29 protein-coding genes are annotated in these 25,608 nt (G+C 69.7%); 20 read left to right on the forward strand and 9 right to left on the reverse strand.

The window, feature by feature from the left end; genetic code table 11:
* Positions 1–103 precede the first annotated feature (103 nt).
* The 4 genes from HII36_RS02665 (at position 104) to HII36_RS02680 (ending at position 4,327) form a co-directional block, all read left to right on the forward strand.
* A complete protein-coding gene (locus HII36_RS02665; RefSeq protein WP_173521408.1) occupies positions 104–2,326 on the forward strand; it encodes an ATP-binding SpoIIE family protein phosphatase in 2,223 nt (740 codons plus the stop codon).
* 17 nt (positions 2,327–2,343) lie between these two features.
* Entirely contained in the window at positions 2,344–3,117 is a 774-nt protein-coding gene (locus HII36_RS02670) for an alpha/beta fold hydrolase (RefSeq protein WP_173521409.1), read from the forward strand.
* A 77-nt stretch (positions 3,118–3,194) separates the two neighbouring features.
* Entirely contained in the window at positions 3,195–3,746 is a 552-nt protein-coding gene (locus HII36_RS02675) for an RNA polymerase sigma factor (RefSeq protein WP_173521410.1), read from the forward strand.
* On the forward strand, positions 3,743–4,327 hold the full coding sequence (locus HII36_RS02680) for a hypothetical protein (RefSeq protein WP_173521411.1): 585 nt from the start codon (positions 3,743–3,745) through the stop codon (positions 4,325–4,327). The genes HII36_RS02675 and HII36_RS02680 overlap by 4 nt, the downstream gene beginning before the upstream one ends.
* Positions 4,328–4,334: 7 nt before the next feature.
* On the opposite strand, the gene HII36_RS02685 is transcribed toward HII36_RS02680, so the two are convergent.
* The gene (locus HII36_RS02685; protein ID WP_173521412.1) at positions 4,335–4,700 is read right to left on the reverse strand and encodes a MarR family winged helix-turn-helix transcriptional regulator; all 366 of its coding nucleotides are present in this window, start codon (positions 4,698–4,700) and stop codon (positions 4,335–4,337) included.
* Positions 4,701–4,720: 20 nt separating this feature from the next.
* Between HII36_RS02685 and HII36_RS02690 the strand changes: the two genes are divergently transcribed.
* Positions 4,721–5,170, forward strand: coding sequence for a MarR family winged helix-turn-helix transcriptional regulator (locus HII36_RS02690; protein WP_173521413.1), 450 nt, complete (start codon positions 4,721–4,723; stop codon positions 5,168–5,170).
* A gap of 46 nt (positions 5,171–5,216) precedes the next feature.
* Here HII36_RS02690 and HII36_RS02695 read toward each other — a convergent pair whose 3' ends face one another.
* Together HII36_RS02695 and HII36_RS02700 are read right to left on the reverse strand one after the other, a co-directional pair.
* On the reverse strand, positions 5,217–5,378 hold the full coding sequence (locus HII36_RS02695; protein WP_173521414.1) for a hypothetical protein: 162 nt from the start codon (positions 5,376–5,378) through the stop codon (positions 5,217–5,219).
* Between the two features lie 60 nt (positions 5,379–5,438).
* Positions 5,439–6,584, reverse strand: a complete 1,146-nt coding sequence (locus HII36_RS02700) for an acyl-CoA dehydrogenase family protein (protein ID WP_173521415.1) — start codon at positions 6,582–6,584, stop codon at positions 5,439–5,441.
* Between the two features lie 262 nt (positions 6,585–6,846).
* Between HII36_RS02700 and HII36_RS02705 the strand changes: the two genes are divergently transcribed.
* Together HII36_RS02705 and HII36_RS02710 are read left to right on the forward strand one after the other, a co-directional pair.
* A complete protein-coding gene (locus HII36_RS02705) occupies positions 6,847–8,232 on the forward strand; it encodes a hypothetical protein (protein WP_173521416.1) in 1,386 nt (461 codons plus the stop codon).
* Entirely contained in the window at positions 8,232–9,002 is a 771-nt protein-coding gene (locus HII36_RS02710; protein WP_173521417.1) for a class F sortase, read from the forward strand. Before HII36_RS02705 ends, HII36_RS02710 begins: the two co-directional genes overlap by 1 nt.
* Positions 9,003–9,325: 323 nt before the next feature.
* On the opposite strand, the gene HII36_RS02715 is transcribed toward HII36_RS02710, so the two are convergent.
* The gene (locus HII36_RS02715; RefSeq protein WP_173521418.1) at positions 9,326–9,520 is read right to left on the reverse strand and encodes a hypothetical protein; all 195 of its coding nucleotides are present in this window, start codon (positions 9,518–9,520) and stop codon (positions 9,326–9,328) included.
* On the opposite strand from HII36_RS02715, the gene HII36_RS02720 reads away from it, so the two are divergent.
* From HII36_RS02720 to HII36_RS02735, 4 genes are all read left to right on the forward strand, one after another.
* Positions 9,513–9,995, forward strand: coding sequence for a hypothetical protein (locus HII36_RS02720; protein WP_173521419.1), 483 nt, complete (start codon positions 9,513–9,515; stop codon positions 9,993–9,995). The two genes, HII36_RS02715 and HII36_RS02720, sit on opposite strands and share 8 nt — an antisense overlap.
* A 5-nt stretch (positions 9,996–10,000) precedes the next feature.
* The gene (locus tag HII36_RS02725; protein ID WP_173521420.1) at positions 10,001–10,756 is read left to right on the forward strand and encodes a class F sortase; all 756 of its coding nucleotides are present in this window, start codon (positions 10,001–10,003) and stop codon (positions 10,754–10,756) included.
* Positions 10,757–10,779: 23 nt separating this feature from the next.
* Complete coding sequence (locus HII36_RS02730) at positions 10,780–11,430, forward strand: hypothetical protein (RefSeq protein WP_173521421.1); 651 nt, start codon at positions 10,780–10,782, stop codon at positions 11,428–11,430.
* 71 nt (positions 11,431–11,501) lie between these two features.
* Entirely contained in the window at positions 11,502–12,647 is a 1,146-nt protein-coding gene (locus HII36_RS02735; protein ID WP_173521422.1) for an acetyl-CoA C-acetyltransferase, read from the forward strand.
* A gap of 84 nt (positions 12,648–12,731) precedes the next feature.
* Here HII36_RS02735 and HII36_RS57720 read toward each other — a convergent pair whose 3' ends face one another.
* The 3 genes from HII36_RS57720 to HII36_RS02745 all read right to left on the reverse strand — a co-directional run bounded on the left by HII36_RS57720 (position 12,732) and on the right by HII36_RS02745 (position 16,078).
* Positions 12,732–12,860: a hypothetical protein gene (locus HII36_RS57720; protein ID WP_268959431.1), complete on the reverse strand. Its 129-nt coding sequence runs from the start codon at positions 12,858–12,860 to the stop codon at positions 12,732–12,734.
* Positions 12,861–13,052: 192 nt separating this feature from the next.
* Positions 13,053–15,530, reverse strand: a complete 2,478-nt coding sequence (locus tag HII36_RS02740; protein WP_173521423.1) for a serine hydrolase — start codon at positions 15,528–15,530, stop codon at positions 13,053–13,055.
* 77 nt (positions 15,531–15,607) lie between these two features.
* Complete coding sequence (locus HII36_RS02745) at positions 15,608–16,078, reverse strand: Lrp/AsnC family transcriptional regulator (protein ID WP_173521424.1); 471 nt, start codon at positions 16,076–16,078, stop codon at positions 15,608–15,610.
* Between the two features lie 106 nt (positions 16,079–16,184).
* Between HII36_RS02745 and HII36_RS02750 the strand changes: the two genes are divergently transcribed.
* From HII36_RS02750 to mltG, 8 genes are all read left to right on the forward strand, one after another.
* Positions 16,185–16,574 carry a hypothetical protein gene (locus HII36_RS02750; protein WP_173521425.1) on the forward strand — a complete coding sequence of 130 codons (390 nt, stop codon included), beginning with the start codon at positions 16,185–16,187 and terminating at the stop codon, positions 16,572–16,574.
* Positions 16,575–16,625: 51 nt separating this feature from the next.
* The gene (locus HII36_RS02755) at positions 16,626–18,497 is read left to right on the forward strand and encodes an acyl-CoA dehydrogenase family protein (RefSeq protein WP_173521426.1); all 1,872 of its coding nucleotides are present in this window, start codon (positions 16,626–16,628) and stop codon (positions 18,495–18,497) included.
* Between the two features lie 210 nt (positions 18,498–18,707).
* Positions 18,708–19,973, forward strand: a complete 1,266-nt coding sequence (locus HII36_RS02760) for an extracellular solute-binding protein (RefSeq protein WP_173521427.1) — start codon at positions 18,708–18,710, stop codon at positions 19,971–19,973.
* Positions 19,974–20,037: 64 nt separating this feature from the next.
* A complete protein-coding gene (locus HII36_RS02765; protein WP_173521428.1) occupies positions 20,038–20,922 on the forward strand; it encodes a carbohydrate ABC transporter permease in 885 nt (294 codons plus the stop codon).
* On the forward strand, positions 20,922–21,806 hold the full coding sequence (locus HII36_RS02770) for a carbohydrate ABC transporter permease (RefSeq protein ID WP_236003151.1): 885 nt from the start codon (positions 20,922–20,924) through the stop codon (positions 21,804–21,806). The genes HII36_RS02765 and HII36_RS02770 overlap by 1 nt, the downstream gene beginning before the upstream one ends.
* Positions 21,807–21,938: 132 nt before the next feature.
* A complete protein-coding gene (locus tag HII36_RS02775) occupies positions 21,939–22,481 on the forward strand; it encodes a mycothiol transferase (protein WP_173521429.1) in 543 nt (180 codons plus the stop codon).
* 87 nt (positions 22,482–22,568) lie between these two features.
* Positions 22,569–23,081, forward strand: coding sequence for a SigE family RNA polymerase sigma factor (locus tag HII36_RS02780; RefSeq protein WP_173521430.1), 513 nt, complete (start codon positions 22,569–22,571; stop codon positions 23,079–23,081).
* On the forward strand, positions 23,078–24,001 hold the full coding sequence (gene mltG / locus HII36_RS02785; protein WP_173521431.1) for an endolytic transglycosylase MltG: 924 nt from the start codon (positions 23,078–23,080) through the stop codon (positions 23,999–24,001). The genes HII36_RS02780 and mltG overlap by 4 nt, the downstream gene beginning before the upstream one ends.
* A gap of 16 nt (positions 24,002–24,017) precedes the next feature.
* Here mltG and HII36_RS02790 read toward each other — a convergent pair whose 3' ends face one another.
* Together HII36_RS02790 and HII36_RS02795 are read right to left on the reverse strand one after the other, a co-directional pair.
* Complete coding sequence (locus HII36_RS02790; protein WP_173521432.1) at positions 24,018–24,467, reverse strand: DNA-binding protein; 450 nt, start codon at positions 24,465–24,467, stop codon at positions 24,018–24,020.
* 66 nt (positions 24,468–24,533) lie between these two features.
* Positions 24,534–25,106 carry a TetR/AcrR family transcriptional regulator gene (locus tag HII36_RS02795; RefSeq protein ID WP_173521433.1) on the reverse strand — a complete coding sequence of 191 codons (573 nt, stop codon included), beginning with the start codon at positions 25,104–25,106 and terminating at the stop codon, positions 24,534–24,536.
* Positions 25,107–25,197: 91 nt separating this feature from the next.
* Here HII36_RS02795 and HII36_RS02800 point away from each other — a divergent pair, with 91 nt between their 5' ends.
* Positions 25,198–25,563, forward strand: coding sequence for a DUF4267 domain-containing protein (locus tag HII36_RS02800; protein WP_173521434.1), 366 nt, complete (start codon positions 25,198–25,200; stop codon positions 25,561–25,563).
* The last annotated feature ends 45 nt before the right edge of the window (positions 25,564–25,608 follow it).

The following is a 25,608-nucleotide window of genomic DNA, read 5'->3' on the forward strand; positions in this document are numbered from 1 at the left end:
TGAATCCCTCCTGGGAGACCCTCCACTCCTACCTGGCCAAGACTGTTGCAGGAGCGCCCGTGGTCCGCTTTGCGCACATGCCACCCCGAGGAGTGGTCGCCGGATGAAGCGATGGGGGGATTTGTCGCAGGAAACGGCTGATCACCTTGCTGCCGGATCCGTGCTAGATCATGCAGAGATGGCGGTGGTGGTCACCGACCGTTTCAGCAATCTCCTCTACTGGAACCCGTTCGCGGAGAAACTGTTCGGCCGTCCGGGCAAGAGCGCCGCGCGCGATACGTCCGTGTTGTCGCTCGGCATCATGGAGAAGGATCACCCGCTGGCCGTCGAGCTGGCCAAGCACGTGCTCAAGGGCGGCGTGTGGGAGGGCACGTTCGACGTCAAGCGCGGCGACGGCACGATCGTCTACGTGCGCGCGCAGGCGGTGCCGCTGCGGCACGCGTCCGGCTCGGTGACGGGCATCGTCATCCTGGCCAGGGAGGCGCTGCGCAGCAACGAACGCGAGAAGGACCGCTTCGGCCTGCTCGAACGCATCGGCGAGCGGCTGGCGGGCTCCCTCTACGTCGAGGAGACGCTCAAGCGGGTCGCCGAGATGCTCGTGCCGCAGTTCGCCGACCACTGCTTCATCGAGCTGATGGAGGGCGACAGGCTCGTCCGCCGGGTCTCACAGCACGTGCAGGGGTGGAATCCGCCGTCGGGAACATGGATGCCGGTGGGCGCGGAGATCCGCTACCCCTCCGGCCACTACGCCGACACCGCCATGCGCCGCCAGGAGACCATCCTGGTGGAGGACTTCGCGACCAGCAGCTTCCCGATCCCGCACGAAGGCAGCGCCCGGCTGTGCGGTGAGATCGGCATGAGCTCGGCCATCGTGGCCCCCCTGTGCGTGCGCGGCGAGACACTCGGCCTGATGTACCTGGGCCTGTCCAACCTGACCGACCGCCGCAGCCCCCACTACGACGCCTTCGACCGCGACTTCGTCGGCGCGATCGCCACCCGGGTGGCGCTGGCCATCGACAACGCGCTGCTGTTCGAGGAAGAGCGGCACACCGCCGAGTCCTTTCAGAAGCACCTGCTGCCCAGGGCGCTGCCCCAGCTCGACGGCCTGGAGATCGCGGTCCGCTACTACCCGGCCGCGCCGCTGGCCTCCCACGGCCAGGGCATCCAGACCCAGGTGGGCGGCGACTGGTACGACGTCATCCCGCTGTCGGCCGGCCGCGTCGGCATCGTCATCGGCGACGTGGAGGGCCGGGGCGCCAAGGCCGCGGCCATCATGGGCCAGCTGCGCGCCGCGCTGCGCGCCTTCGCTCAAGACGACAAGTCGCCCGCCGACATCCTGGCCAGGCTCGACGAGTGGACCCGCATCATCGCCACCCCCGAGCAGGACGACACCGGCGCCGACATCAGCGTCCCGCCGATCGTGACCTGCCAGTACCTGGTCTACGACGCCTGGTCGCGGCAGCTCTCCTTCGCCAACGCCGGGCACGCGCCGCCGCTGCTGCTGGTCAACGGCCAGTGCGTCGAGCTCGACATCGAGGAGGTCGGCCAGCCGCTGGGCGTGCGGGCCAAGGGCATGCACGCCGACCTGGTCTACAAGGAGGAGACCCGCACGCTGCCGCCGGGCGCGGCGCTGCTGCTCTACACCGACGGCCTGGTCGACCGGCGCCCGGCCCGCGACGGGCGCATGCCGTCGGAGGCCGAGACGCTGGGCGTGCTCTGCGAGAAGCTGGCCAAGCTCTCCGACGCCGAGGTGGAGCAGATCGCCGACGCCGCCACGGTCGCGGTGCCCGGCGAGATCGACGACGACATGGCCATCCTGGTGGTGCGCTCCAGCGAGATCGACCTCGACGTCGAGGAGCGCACGTTCCCCGCCCAGCCCATCATGGTGGGTGAGGCGCGCCGCATGGCCTCCGAGGCGTTCTCCGGCTGGAACGTGCCGGAGGAGCGCGCGGAGCTGGCCTGCCTGCTGGTCTCCGAGGTCGTCACCAACGTGGTGCTGCACGCCTCCACCGCGAACGTGCCGCGCAGGGAACTGGTCGTGGAAGGGCCGCCGCTGCCGTTCGAGGAGTCCTGGGACATGCCGGGCTTCGAGGACGAAGTGATCAGCGACAAGGAGTTCACCCTCCGGCTGCGCAGGGGCGACGAATCGGTCTGGGTCGAGGTGTTCGATCAAGACCTGCGCCTGCCCCGCATCCGCAGCGCCGGCGAGAACGACGAGGGCGGCCGCGGCCTCTACCTGGTCGACCAGCTCGCGAAGCGCTGGGGTTCGCGTCCCACCAGGGAAGGCAAAGCGGTCTGGTTCGAGATTCCCACGCGCAGCCGCTGAATGATTCACTCGACCCCATGGAGCTGGCCTTCGAACGCCGGGGCACCGGCGAGCCGCTGATCCTGATCCACGGCATCGGCCACCACTGGCAGGCCTGGCTGCCGGTGCTCGACCGGCTGGCCGCCGAGCGCACCGTGATCGCCGTCGACCTGCCGGGGTTCGGGGTGTCTCCCGGGCTGCCCGACGGGATCCCGTACACGCCTGAGGCGCTGGCCGACGCGGTGGAATCGTTCTGCGCGCTGCTCGGCATCAGGGAGCCGCACGTCGCGGGCAACTCCCTCGGCGGGTACGTGGCGCTGGAGCTGGCCTCGCGCGGCGGGGTGCGCACGGCCACCGCGCTGTCGCCGGCCGGGTTCTGGACCGGGCCCGAGCTGCTCTACTGCCAGGCGGTGCTGCGGGCGATGCGGGCCTCGGCCAGGTCCATGCCGTTCGAGCGGCTCATCCGGACCGCCGAGAATCCGGCGTTGCGCGCGGTGAGCGCGGGCGTCCTGGTGGCGCGTCCGTCCAGGCTCTCGCCGACGGCGCTGATCGCCGCCTCCCAGGCGCTGGGCGCGGCGGCGGGGTTCGACGAGACGCTGGAGTCGTTCTCCGGCCTGATGCCGCCCGCGCCGCCCAAGGCGCCGATCACCATCGCCTGGGGCGAGCACGACCGGCTGCTGCCGCGCCGCCAGGCGGTACGCGCGGCCAAGTGGTCGGGGCAACGGGTGAAGCTGCTCAAAGGGTGCGGGCACGTGCCGATGAGCGACGATCCCGAACTGGTCGCCCGGGTGCTCCTGGAAGCCACCGTCTGAGCCGCTGACCTGCGGTTGTAACCCTTTTGTCGGTTCTCGCCAAGCAGGGGTGCGAATCGACGAAGGGAGCTCGACCGGTGCGTCGCGAACAGGCGAAGATCGCCACGGATCCAGTGGCTTTCGAAGCCTTCTACCGGCGGCACGTCGATGCGGTCACCCGTTTCCTGGCCCGCCGCGTCGACGACCCGCACACGGTCGCCGACCTGGTGGCGGAGGTGTTCGTGGCGGTGCTCGACTCGGCCCACACCTACCGGGCCGAGCTCGGCACCGAGATCGCCTGGCTCTACGGCGTGGCGCGCAAGACGATCTCGGCCGAGCGGCGGCGGGCGTACCGGCGGATGATGCTCACGGACCGGGTGAACGGACGGCGTCAGCTCGACACCGACGACCTCGCCAGGCTCGAGGAACGCATCGACGCGGAACGGGAGTCCAGGCGGGCCTTCGAGGCCATGGCCGAGCTGCCCGAGGGCGAGCGCGCCGTGCTGGAGCTGGTCGTCATCGACCAGCTCTCGGTCACGGAGGCGGCGCTGGCCCTCGGCATCCGGCAGGGGACCGCCAAGGTACGTCTGCACCGCGCCCGCAACACGCTGCGCAAGCTGCCCTTCGTCATGGATGGAGCATCTGGATGAGATACGAGGAGCAGTTGCTGATGGAACTCAAGGCCGAGATCACGCACCGGGCCGAACGCCGCCGCCGCCTCACCCGCCGGCTGTACGCCGGAGGGGCGGTGGCCGCGCTGGCCGCCGCGGCGGCGTTCGCGGTGCCGCTGCTGACGGGCACGGAGTCGCCGGCGTACGCGGTGAGCAAGAAGTCCGACGGGACGATCGGGGTGGAGATCCGCGAGTTCAAGGACGCCGACCGGCTGGAGCAGGACCTACGGGAGGCGGGCGTCCGAGCGGACGTCACATACATGGGTTCGGGCAAGATGTGCGCGAAGAACCGGGGGGAGATCCGCACGCTGCCCGACGACGCCATCCGCATGCGGCAGGGCGGCCTGGACATCGACCCCAGGCTCGTCGACGAGAACAGCACGCTGGTGCTGGAGTTCGCCGGGAACGACCGGGCGGACGACACTACTCCGGCGCCGCGGACGTGGTGGGTGCTGGCGACGCTGCAGATCGCCGGTGAGGTCGGGCCGTGCACCGTCATCGAGGACCCGACCTGGGACGACCCGGGCGGCCCCGAGGGCCGGCCGCCGGCCGGGAGCTAGCCGGGCGTCAGGCCAGGTTGGCGGCCATGCGGCGGAGCACGTCCACGGTGGTGGCGTACTCCTCGGGCGTGAGACCTTCCGCGGCCTTCCAGCGGAAGGCCCGCACCCGGTCGCTGATCGCCTCGTGCGCGGCCCGGCCGGCGGGGGTGAGCTCGGCGCCGGCCAGCCAGCCCCTGGCGGTCAGGCCGGCCATCGCGTCGTCCACCCCGGCGAACGGGGCCAGCGCGGTGACCGGGTCGTCTCCGGTGGTGGCCAGCGTGTTGAGCGCCTGCCATTCGCGCCGGCTCACGCCCTGCGCGGCCAGTTCCCGATCCATGGCCTCGTCGAGCAACGTGTCGAGCCGCTTGGCCCAGTAACCGATCGGCTTGTTCATGCATGTAATATAGCAACTATATGTATGAAGACAATGAAGTGGTCGCGGCCGTCGCCGTCGAACGGGCGATGGTGGCGATCAGGCGGCGGCAGAGCAGGCGGGCGCTGGCCCGCGCGCACGGCGCGCACACGGCGCCGGGCCCGGAGTTCGACGTGCTCGACGTGATCGAGGCCGCCGCCGAGCCGGTGTCGGTGGCCGGCGTGGCGCAGGCGCTCGGCGTCGACCAGCCGCGGGCGAGCAGGCTCGTCGCGGCGGCCGTGGCGGCGGGCACCGTGCGCAGGCAGGCCGACCAGGCCGACGGGCGGCGGGCGTGGCTGGTGCTCACCGACGCCGGGCGGGCGGCGCTGGAACAGGCCCACGGCCACCGGCAGGCGGCGTTCGCCGCGGCGATGTCGGAGTGGACGGAGGCCGAGCGGGCCGAGTTCGCCCGGCTGCTGACCCGGTTCGTCGCCGCCCTGCCCGGCGCCTGACCACGACTTCGGCGGTCGGCGGAGCGCCTGACCACGACTTCTGGGGTCAGCGGAGTGTCTGACCCCAGACCAGCAGCATGGCGATGACGAACACGATCATCACGCCGACGTAGCCCACCGGGCCCAGGCGCAGGGCGCGGCGCACGCGGTTGAGTCCCCAGGCGAACAGCAACGCCAGGAAGACCAGGAGGATCAGGCCGCTGTCCATGGTGACCAGTATGCGGCGCGACGCCGCTTCCCGCGCGGGGGAGGCGGCGCCGGATATGGGTCAGAAGCCGAAGGACCGGCCGATGATCTCCTTCATGATCTCGGTGGTGCCGCCGTAGATCGTCTGGACGCGGCTGTCGAGCCAGGCCTTGGCCACCGGGTACTCCATCATGTAGCCGTAACCGCCGTGCAGTTGCAGGCAGCGGTCGATGACCTTGTTCTGCAGCTCGGTCGTCCACCACTTGGCCTTGGCGGCGTCGACCACGGTGAGCTGCCCGGCGTTCAGCGCCAGGATGCACTTGTCCACGTAGTGGCGGGCGATCTCGGTCTCGGTGGCCAGCTCGGCCAGCACGAACCGGGTGTTCTGGAACTTGCCGATGCTGCGGCCGAAGGCCTGGCGGGTCCGGCAGTACTCGATGGTCTGCTCCAGCACCGCCTCGGCCGCGGCCACCGCCGCCACCGCGATCGACAGGCGCTCCTGCGGGAGGTTGTTCATGAGCTGGATGAAGCCCTCGCCCTCGGCCGGGCCGAGCCGGTTGGCGACGGGCACGCGCACGTTCTCGAAGAACAACTCGGCCGTGTCCTGCGCCTTCATGCCGACCTTGTCCAGGTTGCGGCCGCGGCCGAAGCCGTCCATGCCGCGCTCGACCATCAGCAGCGTGGTGCCGCGCGCCCCGGCCTCCGGGTCGGTCTTGGCCACCACGACCACCAGGTCGGCGTTGATGCCGTTGGTGATGAACGTCTTCTGCCCGTTCAGCACGTAGTGGTCGCCCTCGCGCACCGCCGTGGTCCTGATGCCCTGCAGGTCGCTGCCGGCCCCGGGCTCGGTCATGGCGATCGCGGTGATCAGCTCCCCGGTGACGAAGCCGGGCAGCCACCGCTGCTTCTGCTCGTCGTCGGTCAAGTCCACCAGGTACGGCGCCATCACGTCGTTGTGCAGCGAGAACCCGAGCCCGGACGCCGCGTTCCCGATGATCTCCTCGACGATCACCGCGTTGAACCTGAAGTCCGTGATGCCCGCCCCGCCGTACTCCTCGGGCACCGAGAAGCCGAACATCCCCAGCTCCCCGGCCTTCTTCCAGACCTCGCGGGGCACGATGCCGTCCTTCTCCCACTGCTCGTGGTGCGGCACGACCTCGCGGGCCATGAACTCGCGCACGGTCTCCCGGAACAGCAGGTGTTCCTCGTCGAAGAGGTCTCGCTGCATCAGTCGCCTCCCAGCGGATGTCGTGCACGACAGAATACGATTCTGTTACCCGGAGGTATACCCGGTTTCGGGGGACGGCAGGCTGCTGGGGACACGGGTTCATCACAAGTGCCGGAAGTTGTGGCGTTAGGCCTGCGTTACAGGTGGTTGCGACCCTAAGATCTACACTCGGTCTATTTGTGTGTGATCGGAGTGTCCCGTGACTCGGTGGCGCAAGGCGTTGCTCGCCGCATCGGTCGGATCCGTGGCTGCCTTAGGTCTAGTGGCGTTGCACAACGCCCCTGCCGCCGCCGCACCCGCCAACCTCGTGGTCAACTACAACTGCAAGCCTGCTCCGGGAACCACGAGGAGCATCGTCAAGTACGGCGATGTCAAGCTGGAGACGCGGCTCACCTTCGCCACCGACCTGTACAAGGGCGAACCGCTCAACTTCACCTGGAAGCTCGACCAGATCGGGGTCAACCGCTTCCTGTCGCCCGGCTACTACGAGGCCGGCGGCACGGTGCACGTGGTCGGCAAGGTCGAGCTCGCGAGCAGCTGGTTCGGGACCGTCAAGCCGCAGGGCGAGGCCACCCAGGCGCAGGCGTTGCGCCCGGAGTCGGTGCTCTCGCTGCCGGAGACGCTCTCCGACCCCGCGCACATGCATGAGACCGGCACCATCAGCGTCACCCCGAGCGACATCGAGGTCGACTTCCTGCCGCCCGACGGCGCCGCACTCGTCAACGACGGCAACGACAACGACAACCCGTCGGATCTGCAGATCCAGTACGGCGGAGCGTGGACGTCGCTGGACGACCGGCCGTCCTCGGAGAACCACGAGCACAACGACCTGCACGCGACCAGCCAGTCCGGCGCCTCCGCCGAGCTCAAGTTCGTGGGTACCGGCGTGCAGTACATCGGCCCCAAGGACAAGGACGCGGGCCCGGTGGACATCTACCTCGACGGCGAGAAGGTGGCCACGGTCAACCCCTCGCGCGACGAGTCCGACGACCCGGTCAACTCCGACCTCGACGGCGGCTTCGTCATCTGGGAATCCCCGGTGCCGCTGAAGTACGGCGAGCACACCATCAAGATCGTCAACGCTTCCGCCAAGGAGGCCTGGCTGGACGCGTTCCGGGTGATCACCGACTCCTCCCGGGTGCCGACCGGATACCACAAGGCGATCTGCACGCTCATCAGCGACCCGGTCTCCATCGAGGTGACCGTCAAGGAGCGGACGACTCAGCCGCCGACGAGCAACCCGCCGTCCAGCACTCCGCCGCCCACCAGCGGCGGCCCGACGACGCCTGGGCCGACCACCAACGGTCCGTCCACGCCGCCGCCGACCACCAACCACCCCGGTCCCGGGCATCCCAACCCGCACTACACCTGGCCGACCGGACGGCACGTGGCCGTGGCGCCCCCGGCCACCAGCACCACCACGACCACGGCCACACCCACGAAGACCGGCGCCACCGCCACCAAGTACGTCAAGGCGCAGGTGGCCAAGACGCCCCAGGGCGGTGTGGACACCGGCGAGGCGCCGGAGAGCCCGGCGAACGCCCCGTACGGCCTGATGGCCGCCGGATCCGTGATGCTGATCGGCAGTGCCGGCAGTGGGCTGCTGCTGCGCAGGCGTAAGGCCGCGCACGCGGGAGGAGTGAAGTGATGTCCGAGCGGAAGACGCCGATGCAGCGGGCGATGCCCGGGTTGCTGATCGCCGGCTCGCTGGCCGGTGTCGGCGCCGTCATGGTGGGCCTGCTGTCGCTCGCCCCGACCGTGGACGACGGCTCCAGCCCCGCGCTGGTGGCCCAGGACCAGCCCGGCGTGCAGATCGAGAACGCGGGCGCGTTCGTGCTGCCCGCCACCGTGGGTCCCGGCGGCGACGCGCCGCTGACCCCGGCCAGGCTGGAGGCGCCGCCGCCCCCGGCCGCCCTGCCCACCGTGGCCCCCATCAAGGCGCCCAAGACGAAGGCGGCCAAGGCCAGGCCGACGCGGATCAGGATCCCGAAGCTCAAGGTCAACGCCCCGATCGGCGCGGTCACCGTGGACATCAAGGGCAACCTGGGCGTCCCGCCGCTGTCCAGGCCGAACCAGACCGGCTGGTACCGCTTCTCGCCGGTCCCCGGCGAGGTCGGCCCGGCGATCATCAACGGCCACGTCAGCACCCGCAAGGGCCCGGCCGTCTTCGACCGCCTGCGCAACCTGGCCAAGGGCGACCAGATCTACGTCTACCGCTCCGACGGCAAGGTCACCCGGTTCACGGTGAGCGGCATCGAGCAGGCCAGCAAGTCCGCGTTCCCGACCAACCGCGTGTACGGGAACACGAACGACTCACAGCTTCGGTTGATCACGTGTGGCGGCGTCTACAACAAGCAGGCGCACAGCTACACGGACAACATCATCGTGTACGCAACGTTGTCCAAGAAGAAGGGCTGAGGGAAACCCGGGTGTGGGTTTCACGGTTTACGGGAACTTGACAGGGACAGTTCGTAGGATCCTTACCTAACCGTGACCCACGGCTGCAATTCTGGTACGCCTGTTGAAACTGCGCTGAAACGGAGAAGGACAGTGCCGACGTCCAAGGCGCACCGACGCCTTGCCATCAAGTCATCTGCTCTGGCTCTTCTCGGTGCGGGTATCTTCGGCGGGTTACCGGCCATCGCGGCTCTCGCGGAGCCCGTGACCGTCACGTACACCTGTGTTCCGCAGGGTGGCGGGAACAGCGTCTCGGTTCCCTTCGAGATGGAGCTGGAAGCCCCCTACACGACGCCGACCCCCAGCTCGACCGTCACCCTGAGCTGGGTGATCAACCAGCCGACCTCCACCGCCAGCGGCACACCGCTGCCGGCGTTGTCGAGCATCGCGCCGACGAGCACGATCGGGGCCACGGGCACGATCAGCCCGTCGGGCAGCGCCCTTCCTTCGGCGCAGGTGACGGCGACGGCCGTGGCCACGAACTACGCCAGCGTGGCCGCCCGGTCCCCGATGCCGCTGGCCACCATGGACTTCGTGGTCAAGCCGACCGCCACCGGCAACGTCATTCTCAAGGGCGCCGGTTTCTCGCTCAGCGTGAACGGCACCGTCTGGTACAACTGCGCCCCCGGCACCGGCGGCGGCCCGTCGATGACGCTGACCGTCGCCACCGGGACCAGCACCGCCACCACCAGCGCCAGCAACTCGCCCACCACGTCCAACTCGCCGACGAACACGCAGACGTCCAGCAGTCCCAAGCCGACCAAGACCACCACCCACTACAAGACCATCACCCCCAGCAGGAAGTCCCAGACCCCCAAGGCGGGTGCGGACACCGGCTTCGGCGGTGACATGGGTCCCGACGGGCGGATCTTCATCCTGGCCGGCGGCGCGCTGATCGGCGCCGCGGCGGTCGGCGGGCTGGTCATGCGACGGCGTTCCGTCCGCAAGGGCTGAGCGGCGTGTCGGGGCACTATCCGTACGGCGGCGCGCCGGTTCCGCCCGAGGACAAGGGCAGTACGGCGCTCAGGACCGTGCTGATCGTGGCGGCCATCGCGGGCATCGTGACCGTGGTGGCCGGGCTGCTGATCGTGGTGAAGTCGCCGGAGGAGTACGGCCTGGCGGCCAGGGACACCCTGGAGCTGCAGGCGCAGCCGAAGGAGAAGGCGAGCGGGCAGCCGCAGCAGGCGCTGTTCCAGGCGGCGCCCGAGGTGCCCGCCCCGCTGCCGCCGATCAAGGCCGCGCCGGCGATGCTGCCGTCCAGCCCGACCCGGCTGATCATCAGGAAGCTGGGGATCAACGCCCCGGTCAAGTCCCTCGGCCTGGCCAAGGACGGGACGATCCAGGTGCCGGCGGCGGAGAACTCGAATCTGGTCGGCTGGTACCGGAACATGTCCACCCCCGGCGAGGCCGGGCCCGCCGTGATGCTCGGGCACAAGGACACGCGCACGCGCAGCGCCGTCTTCAGCCGGCTGTACGAGCTGAAGAACGGTGACACGATCGAGGTCAAGCGGCAGGATGGCATCACGGCCGTGTTCCAGGTCGGCGGCATCGAGCAGGCGAACAAGAAGACTTTCCCCACCCAGCGCGTCTACGGCACGTACGAGAACGCGCAGCTGCACCTGATCACCTGCGGCGGCACGTACGACCGGACGAGCGGACACTACACCGACAACATCATCGTCTACGCGACGATGACGAGCTCCTATCGAAGCTGATCGCGGAGGCGGGCATGGGCTGGATGGCGAAGCGGAGACTGCGTACTGGCCCCACGGCGGCACTGCCCGCCAAACCGGCGCACGACGAGCTGCTGCGGCTCGTCCGGCTGGCCGATCCCGACGCCAGGAGCGATGGCGGCGACATCGTGGCGGTGGACGTGCGCATCCACGCCCCGGTCGAGGCCGAGCCCGAGCTGGTGGGCGGCGAGCTGGAGAAGGTGTGGGCGTGCCGGGTGTCGGCTGAGGGCCCGCTGCCGTTCGACTTCTTCGACCGCTACCTGGCCGAGGGCCTGGCCTTCCGGCTGGGCGGGCTGGCGGTGTGCCGGGGCGAGGTGAGCGATCCCGCCGACGCCGACCAGGGTGGTCCGGCGGTGATCGTCCCGGTGCGTCCGGAGCCGGAGGAGCTGGCGCCGCTGCTGGAGCTGCAGGAGGACGGGTTCACCTTCACCGCGGGCGAGGTCAGGGCGGCGCTGGTGCCGCAGGCGGGCCGGCCGCCGGCGGTGCGCGATCTGCTGCCGTACGCCACCGAGTTGACCGCGATCGAGTTGCGCGGTGACGAGCCGGTCAAGCTGGGCACGCTCGCGCTGGAGCTGTCCGAGGCCTTGAACGGCCTGGTCGTGGACCGGTGGCGGTTCCGGGTCGATACGGCGGAGGACCTTCTGCCTCCGGCGTAGCAGCCACAGAGCATCGTTCTGTTGTAGTCTCTCCTTAACAACCGAATAATGCTCGGTTTTCAGGAGGCACTGTGGCAGAGGCGTACATCGTTGGGGCGGTCCGCACCCCGGTCGGCAAGAAGAAGGGCGGGCTGTCCGCCGTCCACCCCGTTGACCTGGCCGCCCACACGCTGAAGGCGCTGATCGACCGCACCGGCGTCGACCCCTCGGCGGTGGAGGACGTCATCATGGGGTGCGTCATGCAGTTCGGCCCCCAGAGCCTGGACATCGCGCGTAACGCGTGGCTGTCGGCCGGCCTGCCCGAGACCACGGCCGGTGTCACGATCGACCGGCAGTGCGGCTCCTCGCAGCAGTCGATCCACTTCGCCGCGCAGGGCGTCATGTCCGGCACTCAAGACCTGGTCGTGGCGGCCGGGGTCGAGTCGATGAGCATCGTCCCGATGGGCTCGTCGATCACCGCCGCGCTCGAGAAGGGCATGCCGTTCCCGTTCGGCGAGATGTGGGTCGAGCGGTACGGCAAGCAGGAGATCTCCCAGTTCCGCGGCGCCGAGCTGATGTGCGAGAAGTGGGGACTCAAGCGGGACGAGCTGGAGCGGTTCGCCTTCGAGTCGCACCAGCGCGCTGCCAAGGCCATCGCGAACGGCTACTTCAAGGACCAGATCGCGCCCATCGCCGGCGTCGAGGACGACGAGGGCCCGCGCCCCGACTCCACGCTGGAGAAGCTGGCCGGGCTGAAGACGCTCAAGGAGGGCGGCCAGATCACCGCGGCCACCTCCTCGCAGATCTCCGACGGTTCCGGCGCGGTGCTGATCGCCTCGGCGCAGGCGGTCAAGGACCACGGCCTGACCCCGCGGGCCCGCATCCACCAGCTCGCCCTCATGGGCGACGACCCGGTCTACATGCTGACCGCGCCGATCCCGGCCACCCAGCGGGCGCTGCAGAAGGCCGGCATGTCGATCGACGACATCGACGTCACGGAGATCAACGAGGCGTTCGCGCCGGTGCCGCTGGCCTGGATGAAGGAACTGGGCGCCGACCCGGCCAAGGTCAACCCGAACGGCGGCGCGATCGCGCTGGGCCACCCGCTGGGCGGCACGGGCGCGATCCTGATGACCAAGCTGCTGCACGAGCTGGAGCGCTCCGGCGGCCGCTACGGCCTGCAGACGATGTGCGAGGGCGGCGGCCAGGCCAACGTCACGATCATCGAGCGTCTCTGAGCGAGGCGGGAGCGAAGGGGTGAGCCGCCGCCTCCATGGCGTTGGGAGGCGGCGGCTCGTTTCACTACCCATCCCGGTAGTTGTCTAGCGGCCCTTGGGCGGGATGCGCCTGGGCGGGGCGATGGGACGCTGCGGCAGTCGCTTCGGCAGCGGCAACGGCGGGAGCCCCTGACCGTTCTTGCGTGGGTTCTTCTTGGCTGCGCGGACGCGCATGAGACCAGCTCCTTTACGTAACTCACGACGCGGCGCGAACGGCCGGTCGGCAAGCTCAGCTGCCGCGTCTGCACGGACGAAGGCGGGAACGCACACCGCCGGACGGTTTCGCTGAGTTGGGCGCGTGGCCCGTTACTGGTAAAGGCGCATGTCGGTGACCCTACGCGGGCCCCGGATCCGGCCGCAAGCGATTTATCGGCCGACCAGCTGGCGCTCGAACCCGGTCACCATGGCCAGCAGCCCGGCGTCGAACCACTGGTCGTAGAACGCGGCCGCGGCCGGCTCCTGTGCGGTGCCGGGGGTGGTGCCGGGGGTGGTGCCGACCTGGGCCAGGGCGTGGCCCAGGACGTACACGCCGACCGACTGGACGGCGGTCAGCGCGTCGGACTGCGCGACGCCGCCCGCCTCGAACCGTGTCAGCAGCCCGGTGAGCAGGCGCAGCCCCAGATCGACGTCCACCGGGTGGGTGGCCAGCAGCGGGACGGCGTTCGGATGGGCCAGCAGCACCCGCCGGTACGACGCGCCGAACGCCATCAGCGCCTCCGGCCAGGCCGTCTCCTCGGGCTGCTCGGTGACGGACTCGGCGAAGATCCGGTTGACCACCTCGGCCAGCAGCGCCTCCCTGTTCGGCACGTGCCGGTAGAGGGACATGGCCGCGACCCCGAGTACGGTGCCCAGGCGGCGCATGGTCAGGGCGTCGAGGCCTTCGCCGTCGAGGATCTCGACGGCCGCCGCCACGATGCGTTCCGTGGTCAGCACGGCCGGCCGGCCGGGTCGTCCCTTCATGGGGTCAGCGTAGCGGCGAGCGTGGTCGCCAGCATGATCACGGACAGCACTCCCACCACCAGGTGCTGGACATCGATGACCACGTCCCGGCCCGCGGTCGGCAGGATCTTGAGCGTGCGGGCGTAGTCGGTGCGGTAGACCTCGTGCTGCGCCTCGGTGCTGAACCCGAAGTAGGGCAGCCACCAGCTCCACACGTGCCCGGCCAGGATCAGCGCGCACAGGGCGCTGGCCGCGATCAGTGACCAGGTCTGGTCCAGCGCGATTCCGGCCGCGATGAGCAGCGGGAACGGGTAGTTGATCGCGGCGGCGAGCAGCCGGTGCTTGAGGTTGCCCGGGGCCAGGTCGTTGAGCGGGTACATCGGGACCCATTCGGTGAGTGCGAGCCAGCCGAGCCAGACGAAGGGGACGACGAACGCGATCGTGTGCATGAACCGCTCCTCTTCTATTTGTGTACGACGTAAGCTTACGTCGTACACAAATTCTGCGCAAGCGCGTCAGGCGAACGGCCGCGGTCAGCGTCCCGGCGACGGCGGCGACCAGGAGGGTGATCGACAGCGGCACGGCGAAGTAGGTGAGCTGGCTCCAGGTGACCGCACGGCCGTTGAGCAGGAACGAGACCAGGTTCGGATAGAAGGCGAACAGCGCGGCGGGCAGCAGCACCGGGATCATCCGCAGCCCGATCCGCAGCCGGCTCCGGCCCGCCCGACGCGCGGCCCAGCGGCGGGCCCGCAGCACGCCCAGCGCGCCGAGCGCGGCCGACAGCAGCGCGATCGCGGCCAGCACCAGCTCAAATTGCTGCCGCTCACCCCCGCCCGGCGCCGGCGTCCTGCCCTCGCTCATCGCCGCCAGCCCCATGGCCACCGCGTACGTCTCGTCGGTCAGCGCGGCGTTGTTCGTCATGACGGCGAACCCGTAGCCGGTCTTCGGCGAGATGGCCTGGGCGGCGTTGTAGGTGAACAGGTTGCCCGAGTGCGTGAGCAGCCCGCTCTCGCCGTCGACGCCCCAGCCCATGCCGTAGTCGCGCAGCTCGCCCGGCGTGTGCATGGTACGCAGGCTCTGCGCCGAGACCAGCGGGGCGCCGTCGCCGGTCTGCGCGCTCAGCCACCTGCCCATGTCCGCGGCGGTGGTGATGACGCCGCCGCCTCCGCTGTCGTCGTGGAAGCCGGGCATCTCCGGACGAGACACCCACAGGCCGAAGACCGAGTTGTAGCCGTCGGCCGGCTTGATCTCGTCGTCGCTGAGCGCGCTGGTCTTCATGCCGAGCGGGCCGAAGACGCGCTCGCGCATGTAGTCGCCGAAGCGGCGGCCGCTCGCGGTCTCGACCAGCCGCGCGGCCAGGTCGTAGTTGACGTTGCAGTACTCCCACTTGGCACCGGGCTCGCCGGCGAGCTCGTCGTCGGCCAGGCGGGCGGTGTAGTCGGCGAGCGAGGTGGCGCTCTCCAGGTCGTCGATGTCGATCGTGCGGTCCGACAGGCCGGAGGTCTGGTTCAGCAACTGGCGCACGGTGATCCTGGACGCCCGCGGGTCGGCCATGCGAAATCCCGGCAACTGGGCGGCCACCGGCTCGTCGAGCGCGATCTTCCCGTCCTCCACCAGCGTCATGACGGCCATCGCGGTGAACGACTTGCTCAGCGAGGCCACCCGCATGGGGGTGTCGGCGGTGACCGGGGCGCCCGAAGAGTCATGGCCGTAGCCGGCCGCGTGCACGGTCTTGCCGCCCTGGGTCACCACGACCGACATGCCGGGCACGCCGCTGGACTCCATCGTCTGCCGGACATAGGCGTCGATGGCGGCGGGGGTCAGCTCGGCCGCCGAAGCGGTGGCCGCGGCGGGGGTCGCGGTGAACGTCAAGGCCGCGGCGAGGCCGATCAACAGGGATTTCATGCGAGAAACCTACGAAGCGGCGGCATCGCCGCGGATCGGCCGACCGGCCAGTCCCGACCCTGACGAAAGTAAGGAGTTCAGCCGTCCTCGGGGTCGGGCAGGCGGCCCGGCGCCGACTTCTGCACCTGCTGGAAGATCACCGACGTGCGGAAGCCGGTGATCTCCCTGCGCTTGCTGAGCCGGTCGAGCAGGAAGGCGTGCAGGTGGTCCAGGTCCTGCACGGCCACGTGCAGCAGGAAGTCGTCGCCGCCGGCCAGGACGAAGACGCTGAGCACCTCGGGCTGCTCGGCCACGGACTGCTTGAACGTGTTGATGACCGTGCGGCTGAGCGGGCGCACCTGGACCGAGACCATGGCCTGCACGCCGCGGTTGAGCGCCGCCGGGTCGATGTCGGCGTGGTAGCCGCGGATGACGCCGCGCCTGGTCAGCGCCCGCACCCGCTCCAGGCAGGTGGAGGGCGCGATGCCCAGCTTGCGGGCCAGTTCGCGGTTCGACTGCCGCGCATCTGTTTGGAGCAACCGCACGATCTCCGAATCAAGTTCGTCCATGACCGGATTCTCGCAGCTTGTTCCGGCCGTACGTTCGATCGGGCGGGGGTAGCGCCGAACGTCCGGACTAGCTTGGGCGCTCGTGACGACACGAATGACTGGACGGATGAGCGCGATGCAGGGCGCGGCGCTGCTGGTGGGCTGGTTCGCGGCGGGCGGCGAGCCGGGCAGGACACCGCTGCGCAGCCTCGGGCTGCTGGCCGCGCTCACCGTGCCGGTGCTGGTCACGGCGGCCGACCTGGACGTGCTCATGCGGGCCACCTCCGCCTGCCTGGCGGCCGTCACGGCGGTGGGCGTGCTGGCCGCGGTCCGCGCCCTGCCCGCCGGCCGGCAGCGGGGGACGGCCGTGGTGGCCGGTGCGCTGTCGGTGGTGGCGCTGGCGTGCTGCGGCGCGTACCTGCTCGTGCCGGCCGCGCTCGCCGTGGTGGCGCTGGTCGTGTCGCTGGTCGTGGCGCGGCTCGGGACTCGGCGCGGTTTTGGGGGTAGGGGCCTCTGAGCAAGCGGGTTATAAACGGGAAAAGGGCGCGGCCGTCGCCGGGAGGTGCCGATGAGCGAGCACGTCAAGTACGCCGAGGCCAGGCAGGTCGGAGAGCAGGCGCGGGAGAAGGAGTGGACGCGCCCGAGCTTCGCCAAGCAGTTGTTCCTCGGGGACTTCCGGCTGGATCTGGTGTATCCGGCTCCCCAGTTGTCCGAGGAGGCGGCCAAGCGGGGCGAGGAGTTCGTCCGGGCGGTACGCAGGTACCTCGACGCGCACGTCGACCCCGCGCTCATCGAGCGCACCGGGCAGATCCCCGACGAGGTGGTCAAGGGCTTGGCCGGGCTGGGCGCGTTCGGCATCACGACCAGCGAGCAGTACGGCGGGCTGGGCCTGCCCTACCTGTACTACTGCCGCGCGCTCACGCTGGTCGGCTCGTACTGCCCGGCGCTGGCCACGCTGCTGTCCGCGCACCAGTCGATCGGGGTGCCGCAGCCGCTGAAGATGTTCGGCACCGAGGAGCAGAAGCGCGAGTTCCTGCCGCGCTGCGCGGCGGGCGAGGTCTCGGCGTTCCTGCTCACCGAGCCCGACGTGGGCTCCGACCCGGCCCGCCTGTCCACCACCGCGGTACGCGACGGCGACGAGTACGTGATCGACGGCGTCAAGCTGTGGACCACCAACGGCGTGGTCGCCGACCTGCTCGTGGTCATGGCCAGGACCGGCAAGAAGATCAGCGCGTTCGTGGTCGAGGCCGACTCGCCCGGCATCACGGTCAAGCGGCGCAACACGTTCATGGGGCTGCGTGGCATCGAGAACGGCGTCACCGAGTTCTCGCAGGTCAGGGTGCCGGCCAAGAATCTGATCGGCAAGGAGGGCGAAGGGCTCAAGATCGCGCTCACCACGCTCAACACCGGACGGCTCTCGCTGCCCGCCACCTGCGCGGGCGGCGCCAAGTGGGCCGTCAAGATCGCCCGCGAGTGGGGCAACGCGCGGGTGCAGTGGGGGCGCAAGGTCGGCGAGCACGAGGCCGTGGCCACCAAGATCGCTTTCATCGCGGCCAGCGCGTACGCGCTCGAAGCCGTCTGCGACCTGACCGCCAGGATGGCCGACGACAAGCGCAACGACATCAGGATCGAGGCCGCGCTGGCCAAGCTCTACGCCTCGGAGCTGTCGTACCAGGCGCTGGACGAACTGGTCCAGATCAGGGGCGGGCGTGGCTACGAGACCGCCGAGTCGCTGGCCGCCCGCGGCGAGCGCGGCGTGCCGGCCGAGCAGATGCTGCGCGACTCGCGCATCAACCGCATCTTCGAGGGCTCGTCGGAGATCATGCGGCTGCTCATCACCAGGGAGGCGGTCGACGCGCACCTGTCGGCGGCCGGCGAGCTGATCAACCCCGAGGCGTCACGCCAGGAGCGCGCCCAGGCGTTGCGCCGGGCCAGTCGTTTCTACGCCAAGTGGCTGCCCTCGCTGGTGGCCGGCTCGGGCAACCTGCCCACCGCGTACGCCGACTTCGGCCCGCTCGCCGCCCACCTGCGCTTCGTGGAGCGGACCAGCAGGAAGCTGGCCAGGTCCACCTTCTACGGCATGTCACGCTGGCAGGGCAGGCTGGAGCACAAGCAGTCGTTCCTGGGCCGGATCGTGGACATCGGGGCCGAGCTGTTCGCCATGACCGCGGTCTGCGTCAAGGCCGAGGAGGACTCCCGCGACCTGGGACGGCGGCCGTACGAGCTGGCCGACACCTTCTGCCAGCAGGCCAGACGCCGGGTCGACGCGCTGTTCGAGCGGCTCTGGGACAACAGCGACAACGCCGACACCCGGCTGGCCCGATACGTGCTCGACGGCCGTTACACGTTCCTGGAGGAGGGCGTGCTCGACCCGTCCACGGACGGTCCGTGGATCGGGACGCCGCAGGGTGGGGAGAACGTCAGGCGAAAGATCCTTTGACGGGCGGTCTAGACCGGTTGTGAGCATTTTCCGATCCGACTGTTTTCAAACCGATACCGACCGGTATAGACCGGCTGGTGAACGCGGGCTTACTCTGGCGAAAACGCGTCGAGCTGCGGCTCGCGCACCCCCAATCCCTTTGGGCGGGGTCCGGTAGCTGGTACGGACCAGCCTCACCCGTCCGATGAGAAGGCGGTATCTCCAGTGAACATGAAGCTTGTGGGCGGCGCCGCTCTCGGCCTGGCGACCATGCTGGTCCTGTCCAGCTGCGGCTCCAGCACGCCCAGCACCGGTGGCGGCGAGACCAAGGCCAGCGGCGGCGGTCCGGTCACCCTCAAGATGGTGGCCGCCGACTACGGCGACGGCCCCGGCGCCCCGAACGCGGGCGAGGCCTTCTGGAAGGAAGTCGTCGACGGCTTCCAGGCGGCCAACCCGAACATCAAGGTCGAGGTCCAGGTCATCAACTGGAACGACATCGACAAGCAGGTCGCCACCATGGTCCAGAACGGCCAGGTGCCCGACATCCTGCAGACCGGCGACTACTCCGGTTTCGCCAAGGACGGCCTGCTGCACAAGGTCGACGAGGTCCTGTCCCCGAACGTGTCCGGCGACATGCTGCAGAAGTTCGCCGAGTTCGGCAAGGTGGACGGCAACGCGTTCGGCATCCCGTTCGTCTCCTCCGCCCGGGCCCTGTTCTACAACAAGGACCTGTTCACCAAGGCCGGCATCGCCGAGCCGCCGAAGACCTGGGACGAGCTCAAGGCCGCGGCCGAGAAGCTGAAGAAGGCCGGTGTCACCCAGCCGTTCGGCATGCCGCTCGGTCAGGAGGAGGCCCAGGCCGAGTCCTTCCTGTGGATGCTCGGCAACGGCGGCGGCTACAAGGACGCCTCCGGCAAGTGGGCGATCAACTCCCCGCAGAACGTCGAGACCTTCACCTACATGAAGGGCCTCGTCGAGGCCGGTCTGACCACCCCGAACCCGGGCACCAAGGACCGTAAGACGGTCTGGGAGGACTTCGGCGCCGGCAAGGTCGGCATGGTCAACGGCGGCCCCATGTCGATTCCGATCTTCGACAAGGCCGGTCTGAAGAACTACGGCGTCGCGCCGATCCCCGGCAAGGCCGGCCCGCTCGACACCACGCTGGGCGTCATGGACTGGATCATGGCGTTCAACAAGAACGGCCACGCCGAAGAGATCAAGAAGTTCATGGACTACTTCTACACCGGCCCGGCCGCCGAGAAGATCTCCGAGCTGTACAAGCTGCTGCCCGTCACCAACGGCGGCATCCAGAAGCTGTCCGGCGACGAGAAGCTCAAGCCGTTCCTCGACGCGCTGCCCAACGCCAGCTTCTACCCGTTCCAGGACCCCAAGTGGGCGGACGTGAACCCGGCGATCAAGCAGACCATCGGCGGGGCCGTCAAGGACGACCCGGCCACGGTCCTGGGTGAGCTCCAGAAGACCGCCGAGGCCAGCTGATCCATCGGTGGGCTGTACGGCCGGCGCTCTCGGGCGCTGGCCGTACCGTCATGGAAGGTTCCTCATGAAGAGATTGCGCGCCCTGGAGCCGATCGCCTGGGTCGGGCCCGCCGTCGTGCTGATCGCGTTGGTCGTCCTGTGGCCCGTGATCGAGATGATCCGCTCGTCGTTCCTCAGGATCAACCGGTGGGGCCTGGTTCAAGGGAGCAACTTCCCGGACAACTACGACAAGTTGTTCAACGAGAAGGACTTCTGGGACATCATGTTCCGCAGCGTGATCTGGGTGGTCGCGGTCGTCGGCCTCACCGTCCTGATCTCGCTCGCCCTGGCCCAGCTGTTCAACCAGCGCTTCCCCGGCCGCAAGGTCGCCCGTTGGGCTCTCATCGCCCCCTGGGCCGCCTCGGTGCTGATGACGGCGATCATCTTCAAGTGGATGCTCGACCCCGAGGTCGGCGTGATCAACCAGATCCGCGTGAAGCTCGGGCTGATCGACGCCATGGGCGGCGCGGCCGCCGACCAGCTCGGCGACGCCGCCAGCGCCATGCCGTGGCTGGTGTTCGTGGCCGTGTTCGTGTCGGTGCCGTTCACCACGTACGCGCTGCTGGCCGGCCTGGCCACCATCCCGGCCGACGTCTACGAGGCCGCCAAGATGGACGGCGCCACCAAGTTCAGGACGTACTGGTCGATCACGCTGCCGCTGCTGCGCCCGGCGCTCACCGTGGCCGCGCTGATCAACATGATGAACGTCTTCAACAGCTTCCCGATCATCTGGGCCATGACCCACGGCCAGCCCGGCTACTCCACCGCGACCTCCACGATCCTGATGTTCATCCTGAAGAACCGGGACATCGGTGAGTCCGCGGCGATGTCGGTGGTCAACTTCGCCATGGTGGTCGTGCTGACCGGGATCTTCCTCAAGGTCTCCCGCTGGAACAAGGAGGTGGCGTGATGGCCGTCAAGACCGCTCCCCAGGCCAGGCCGCGCCCCCACGCCAAGCCGCGCGGCGCCACGCCGCGCCGCATGCCCAAGATCAAGACGGTGCTCGTGGCCGCCAGCGCCTACGTCATCGCCTTCATCTTCCTGTTCCCGTACGTGGTGATGCTGCTCACCTCGCTGCGCTCCGGCGACTCGCTGCGCGAGGTGTCGTTCTGGCCGGAGGAGTGGGTGTGGTCGAACCTCACCAACTTCTGGACCAGCGGCCTGGCCGGCAACCTCTGGGTCACGCTCAAGGTCGCCTTCGGCTCCACGATCCTGGTCCTGCTGGTGGCGCTGCCGGCCGCGTACTACTCGGCCAGGCACAACTTCCGGGGACGCACCGCGTTCCTGATCTTGGTGCTGATCACCCAGATGTTCCAGCCCACGGCCATGCTGGTCGGCATCTACCGCGAGTTCTACCAGTTCGGCCTGGTGGACTCGATCTGGTCGCTGATCCTGGTCAACGGCGGGTTCAACCTGGCGTTCGCGGTGTGGATCCTGAACGCGTACTTCGCCTCGATCCCGCGTGAGCTGGAGGAGGCCGCGTTCATCGACGGCAACGGCCGCTTCGGCGCGCTCTTCCGGGTCACCCTGCCCCTGGCCATGCCGGGCGTGATCACCGCGCTGATCTTCACGTTCATCGCGGCCTGGAACGAGTTCGTCGTCGCGCTGACCCTGACCACCACGCCGGAGAAGCAGCCGCTGACGGTGGCGCTGAACTCGTTCATCGGCCAGTACCAGGTGGACTGGCAGAACCTGTTCGCGGGCTCGGTCATCGCCACCATCCCGGTGATCATCCTGTTCGCGCTGATCGAGCGGAAGGTCGTCGGCGGTCTCACCGCCGGATCGATCAAGTAGCTCCCTTCCCCGGGCCACTCCTCCCGCCCGGCCGACCCGCCCCACGTTCCTCCACGCGTGGGGCGGTTCGCGTTTTCAGTGGAAGGCTGACGGCGCCCTGGACGTTCCGGCACCTGGTCTAGGGTGCACGTCATGACCGATGACACCATCATCAACGAACCATCCCTGACCGCGGGCGAAGTGGAGATGTTGCGGTTCGCGCTGGACCGTTCCCGCGCCATGTTCGCCTGGAAGACCGGCGGGCTGGACGCTGCCGCGCTGAACCGGCCGCAGCCGCCGAGCTCGATGACCCTCGGCGGGCTGATCAAGCACCTGACGCGGGTCGAGGACGACACGGCGACCTGGCGGTTGTTCGGTGAGCGGCCCACGGCGCCTTGGGACACCGCCGAGAACGGCTGGGAATGGCAGTCCGCCGCCGCTGACACGCCCGATGAGCTCTACACCCGCTGGCGCGAGGCCGTCGCGCGCACCCGGGCCGCCGTCGACAAGGTGCTGGCCGACGGCGGTCTCGACCGGCCCGCCGGGTTCACGCCCAGCCGCGGAGGGCCGCCGCCCAACGTGCGCCGCGTCCTGGTCGACCTGCACGACGAATACGCCAGGCACGTGGGTCACGCGGACCTGTTCCGCGAGGCGGTGGACGGCCTGGTGGGCGAGGACCCGCCCCAGCCGTCGTAGGCGCACCGGCTGTGAGAATCCCGGCCCGGCCGGCATAGATCGAGGCGCTGCCCACGTCCTTGCCTGTGAACGGCGCGAGGAGGATGGGTGGATCCAGGATTTGATGCGGACTTCCGGCAGTTCGTCGTCGACCGGTCGGGGGCGTTGTTCCGCACCGCGTACCTCCTGACCGGCGACCGGCACGCCGCCGAGGACCTGGTGCAGTCGGCCCTGGCCAAGACGGCCGCGAAGTGGCGCGGTCTGCGCGATCCCGCCGCCGTCGAGGGCTACGTCCGCCGAGTCATGTACCACGAGCAGGTGAGCTGGTGGCGGCGGCGCTCACGGGTGGCGGAGGTGTCCACCGGCCGGCTGCCCGACCCGGCCGGCGACGGGCACGCCGACGCCGCGGACCTGCGCATGGTGATGCGCGCGGCGCTCGCCCGGCTCACCCCCAGACAGCGGACCATGCTCGTGCTGCGCTACTTCGAGGACCTCTCCGAGACCGAGATCGCGCGGTTGCTCGGCATCCGGGTCGGGTCGGTACGCAGCCAGATCTACCGCTCCCCGGAACGCCTGAAGCGGACGGCGCCGGAACTGACCACGGTGAGGGAGTTCGGATGAACCTCGAGAACCTGCTGCGTGAGACCCTCACCGACATGGCCGACGAGGAGCGGCCACCCGCGCCCGACCGTTTTCTCCGGGTTCGCGAGCGCCGTTCCCGTGGCCGCGGGCTCGCCCTGGTGGCGGCGTCGGCCGTGGCCGCGATCGCGATCGGCGCCGCGGTCGTGGTGCACGGGCCGTCGTCGCGGGCGCCAGGCGACGTCGCCGGGCCGCCGACCGCTCTCTCGCGGCCGGACGTGCGCGTGACCGTGGCGGCGGGCACGCGGCTCTCGCGGCTCTTCGCGGAGTTGTCGTCGCGCACCGGCCGGCCGGTGGCGGAGTTCGAACGGGCCGCCGCGGACGGCGCGGCGCTCGGCCTGCCGTCCTATGCCGGGGGGAAGCTCGAAGGGTTCGCCTTCCCCGGCGTCTACGAGTTCTCGCCCACCGCCGGCCCCGACGAGATCCTCAGGACGATGCTGACCCGGTTCGCAGCGGCGGCCGAGGACACCGGCCTGGTCGCCGGCGCCCGGCGGGCCGGCCGGACACCGCTGGAGGTGCTGACCATCGCCAGCATCGTCCAGGCCGAGGCGGGCCGGGCCGAGGACATGCCCAAGATCGCCCGGGTCATCCACAACCGGCTGAACAGGAAGATGCGGCTGCAGATCGACAGCACGGTCAGGTACGGCCTGGGCGAGCAGGCCACCGGCACGCTGCGCGCGCGGGATCTCAAGAGCCCGTCGCCGTACAACACCTACCAGCGCGTTGGCTTGCCGCCCGGGCCCATCGGCAACCCGGGCGAGGACGCCATCAGGGCCGCGCTGCGGCCGGCCGCCGGGCCCTGGCTCTACTACGTGACCACGGACCCGGCGAACGGCATCACGAAGTTCGCCGCCACCGAGGCTGAGTTCGCCGAACTGGTCGACGAGCAGCGCGGCGAGTAGCCCGGCGAGTAGCCCGCTAGGGGGCGGTGGCGCCGTCGGCGGCGGCCCGCTCGGTGAGCCGTTCGTGACGCTGGCGGGCGGCCTGCGGGCTGCCCAGGCCGAGACCGAACGCGATCTCCTGCCAGGTCATGCCGCGGCCCCTGGCCATCTCCAGCAGCGCCGTCTCCAGGTCGTCGAACTCGGCGCGGGCCCGGGGGAGCAGGGTCAGCGCCGCCATCAGGTCGGCCCGGTCCACCTCCGCCTCGCCGTCCATGGCCGGGGCCGCGCCGGAGAGCAGGAAGGTGACGAGCCGGACGGCCTCGTGCGGGCCGAGAACGTCCGGATGCACCTGGCGCGAGCGTGCCTGCGAATCGGCCGCGTGCCGCCCGGCGATCCTGAACAAGGCTTCGACCTCGCGCTGGGCCCGGGTCTGGTTGGGGTCGGGAGCCGTGAAGGGGTCGTCGGACGACCGCGTCGTGGAAGCCATGCCATCACGATGCCGTGCAAACTTCGTGTTGTCAACAAGTTGTTTTGAACGAAATGTTCAAGCGCTCTACTTGGTGAAACGGGCCAGGAGCAGCGCGAGCCGGTGGTCGTGGTATTCGCGCGGGAGCCGGCCGCCGCGCATCAGGGTCACCAGGCCGTGCAGGGCGGCCCAGAACGTCTCGGTCAGCAGGCCGACGTCGTCGCCGTCCGCGTGCGGGGCGATGGCCGCGGCGATCGTGTTGAACGACGCGTGCAGGGTGGCCGGCGCCTGCGGCGTGGCGAAGGGCAGGTCGACGCTCTGGCGGAACATGGCGTCGTAGAGCGCCGGGCGCTGCTCGGCGAACGCCACGTAGGCGGCGCTGATGCGGGCGAGTGCCTGGGCCGGGTCGGGAACCTGGCGGGCGGCCGCGTCCAGCTCTTCCGCCATGACCCCGAAGCCCTCCAAAGCGACGGCCGTCATGATCGCGTCCTTGCCCTTGAAGTGGCTGTACAGGACGGGCTGGCTGTACTCGACGCGCTCGGCCAGCCGGCGGGTGGTCACTGCCTCCCAGCCCTCGGCCTCGGCCAGCTCGCGCGCGGCCGTGATGATCAGTTTCTCGCGCTGGGCGCGTTCACGCTCCTTGCGTGCCTGAATCGACATGCTCAGAAATCTAGCACCGCTAGCGCCAGGGGCAATGCTCTGCTAGCGTCAATTCTGCTCCTAGCAGTGCTAGAAAATTTTTGGAGAAGTCATGCTCGTCACCATCGCCTACGGCCTCGCCATCGCCCTGAACCTGCTCTGCCTGCTCATCGGCGCGCGCTTCCTGTTCACGCCGCGCGCCGCCGCCGCGGGGTACGGCGTCCCCGCGAAGGAGGACGGCGCGTACCTGACGATCAAGGGATTGCGCGACGGCACCTACGGGCTGCTCGGCCTGGCCCTGCTGATCTTCGCCGGTCCCCACGCGGAGGCGGTGTTCATGCTGGTCGTCGCGCTGCTCCCGCTGGGCGACACCCTGATCGTGCTGCGCAACGGCGGCGCCAAGGCGGTGGCGTTCGGCGTGCACTTCGCGACCGCCGTCGCCATCCTGGTCAGCGCCGCCCTGCTCTTCGCCGTCTGAGCCGCGTCTTGGCCGCGTCTTGTCGGTGCCGGCTGGCATGCTTTC

It is taken from the genome of Nonomuraea antri, from assembly GCF_013283785.1.
GTDB classification, from domain to species: Bacteria; Actinomycetota; Actinomycetes; order Streptosporangiales; family Streptosporangiaceae; genus Nonomuraea; species Nonomuraea antri.

Bases quoted from the DNA above. Each gene is read 5' to 3' on its own strand.
- HII36_RS02665 (WP_173521408.1), top strand. From the start codon at position 104: ATGAAGCGATGGGGGGATTTGTCGCAGGAAACGGCTGATCACCTTGCT.
- HII36_RS02670 (WP_173521409.1), top strand. From the start codon at position 2,344: ATGGAGCTGGCCTTCGAACGCCGGGGCACCGGCGAGCCGCTGATCCTG.
- HII36_RS02680 (WP_173521411.1), top strand. From the start codon at position 3,743: ATGAGATACGAGGAGCAGTTGCTGATGGAACTCAAGGCCGAGATCACG.
- HII36_RS02685 (WP_173521412.1), bottom strand. From the start codon at position 4,700: ATGAACAAGCCGATCGGTTACTGGGCCAAGCGGCTCGACACGTTGCTC.
- HII36_RS02690 (WP_173521413.1), top strand. From the start codon at position 4,721: ATGTATGAAGACAATGAAGTGGTCGCGGCCGTCGCCGTCGAACGGGCG.
- HII36_RS02695 (WP_173521414.1), bottom strand. From the start codon at position 5,378: ATGGACAGCGGCCTGATCCTCCTGGTCTTCCTGGCGTTGCTGTTCGCC.
- HII36_RS02700 (WP_173521415.1), bottom strand. From the start codon at position 6,584: ATGCAGCGAGACCTCTTCGACGAGGAACACCTGCTGTTCCGGGAGACC.
- HII36_RS02710 (WP_173521417.1), top strand. From the start codon at position 8,232: ATGTCCGAGCGGAAGACGCCGATGCAGCGGGCGATGCCCGGGTTGCTG.
- HII36_RS02730 (WP_173521421.1), top strand. From the start codon at position 10,780: ATGGCGAAGCGGAGACTGCGTACTGGCCCCACGGCGGCACTGCCCGCC.
- HII36_RS57720 (WP_268959431.1), bottom strand. From the start codon at position 12,860: ATGCGCGTCCGCGCAGCCAAGAAGAACCCACGCAAGAACGGTCAGGGG.
- HII36_RS02740 (WP_173521423.1), bottom strand. From the start codon at position 15,530: ATGAAATCCCTGTTGATCGGCCTCGCCGCGGCCTTGACGTTCACCGCG.
- HII36_RS02745 (WP_173521424.1), bottom strand. From the start codon at position 16,078: ATGGACGAACTTGATTCGGAGATCGTGCGGTTGCTCCAAACAGATGCG.
- HII36_RS02750 (WP_173521425.1), top strand. From the start codon at position 16,185: ATGAGCGCGATGCAGGGCGCGGCGCTGCTGGTGGGCTGGTTCGCGGCG.
- HII36_RS02755 (WP_173521426.1), top strand. From the start codon at position 16,626: ATGAGCGAGCACGTCAAGTACGCCGAGGCCAGGCAGGTCGGAGAGCAG.
- HII36_RS02760 (WP_173521427.1), top strand. From the start codon at position 18,708: ATGAAGCTTGTGGGCGGCGCCGCTCTCGGCCTGGCGACCATGCTGGTC.
- HII36_RS02765 (WP_173521428.1), top strand. From the start codon at position 20,038: ATGAAGAGATTGCGCGCCCTGGAGCCGATCGCCTGGGTCGGGCCCGCC.
- HII36_RS02770 (WP_236003151.1), top strand. From the start codon at position 20,922: ATGGCCGTCAAGACCGCTCCCCAGGCCAGGCCGCGCCCCCACGCCAAG.
- HII36_RS02775 (WP_173521429.1), top strand. From the start codon at position 21,939: ATGACCGATGACACCATCATCAACGAACCATCCCTGACCGCGGGCGAA.
- mltG (WP_173521431.1), top strand. From the start codon at position 23,078: ATGAACCTCGAGAACCTGCTGCGTGAGACCCTCACCGACATGGCCGAC.
- HII36_RS02790 (WP_173521432.1), bottom strand. From the start codon at position 24,467: ATGGCTTCCACGACGCGGTCGTCCGACGACCCCTTCACGGCTCCCGAC.
- HII36_RS02795 (WP_173521433.1), bottom strand. From the start codon at position 25,106: ATGTCGATTCAGGCACGCAAGGAGCGTGAACGCGCCCAGCGCGAGAAA.
- HII36_RS02800 (WP_173521434.1), top strand. From the start codon at position 25,198: ATGCTCGTCACCATCGCCTACGGCCTCGCCATCGCCCTGAACCTGCTC.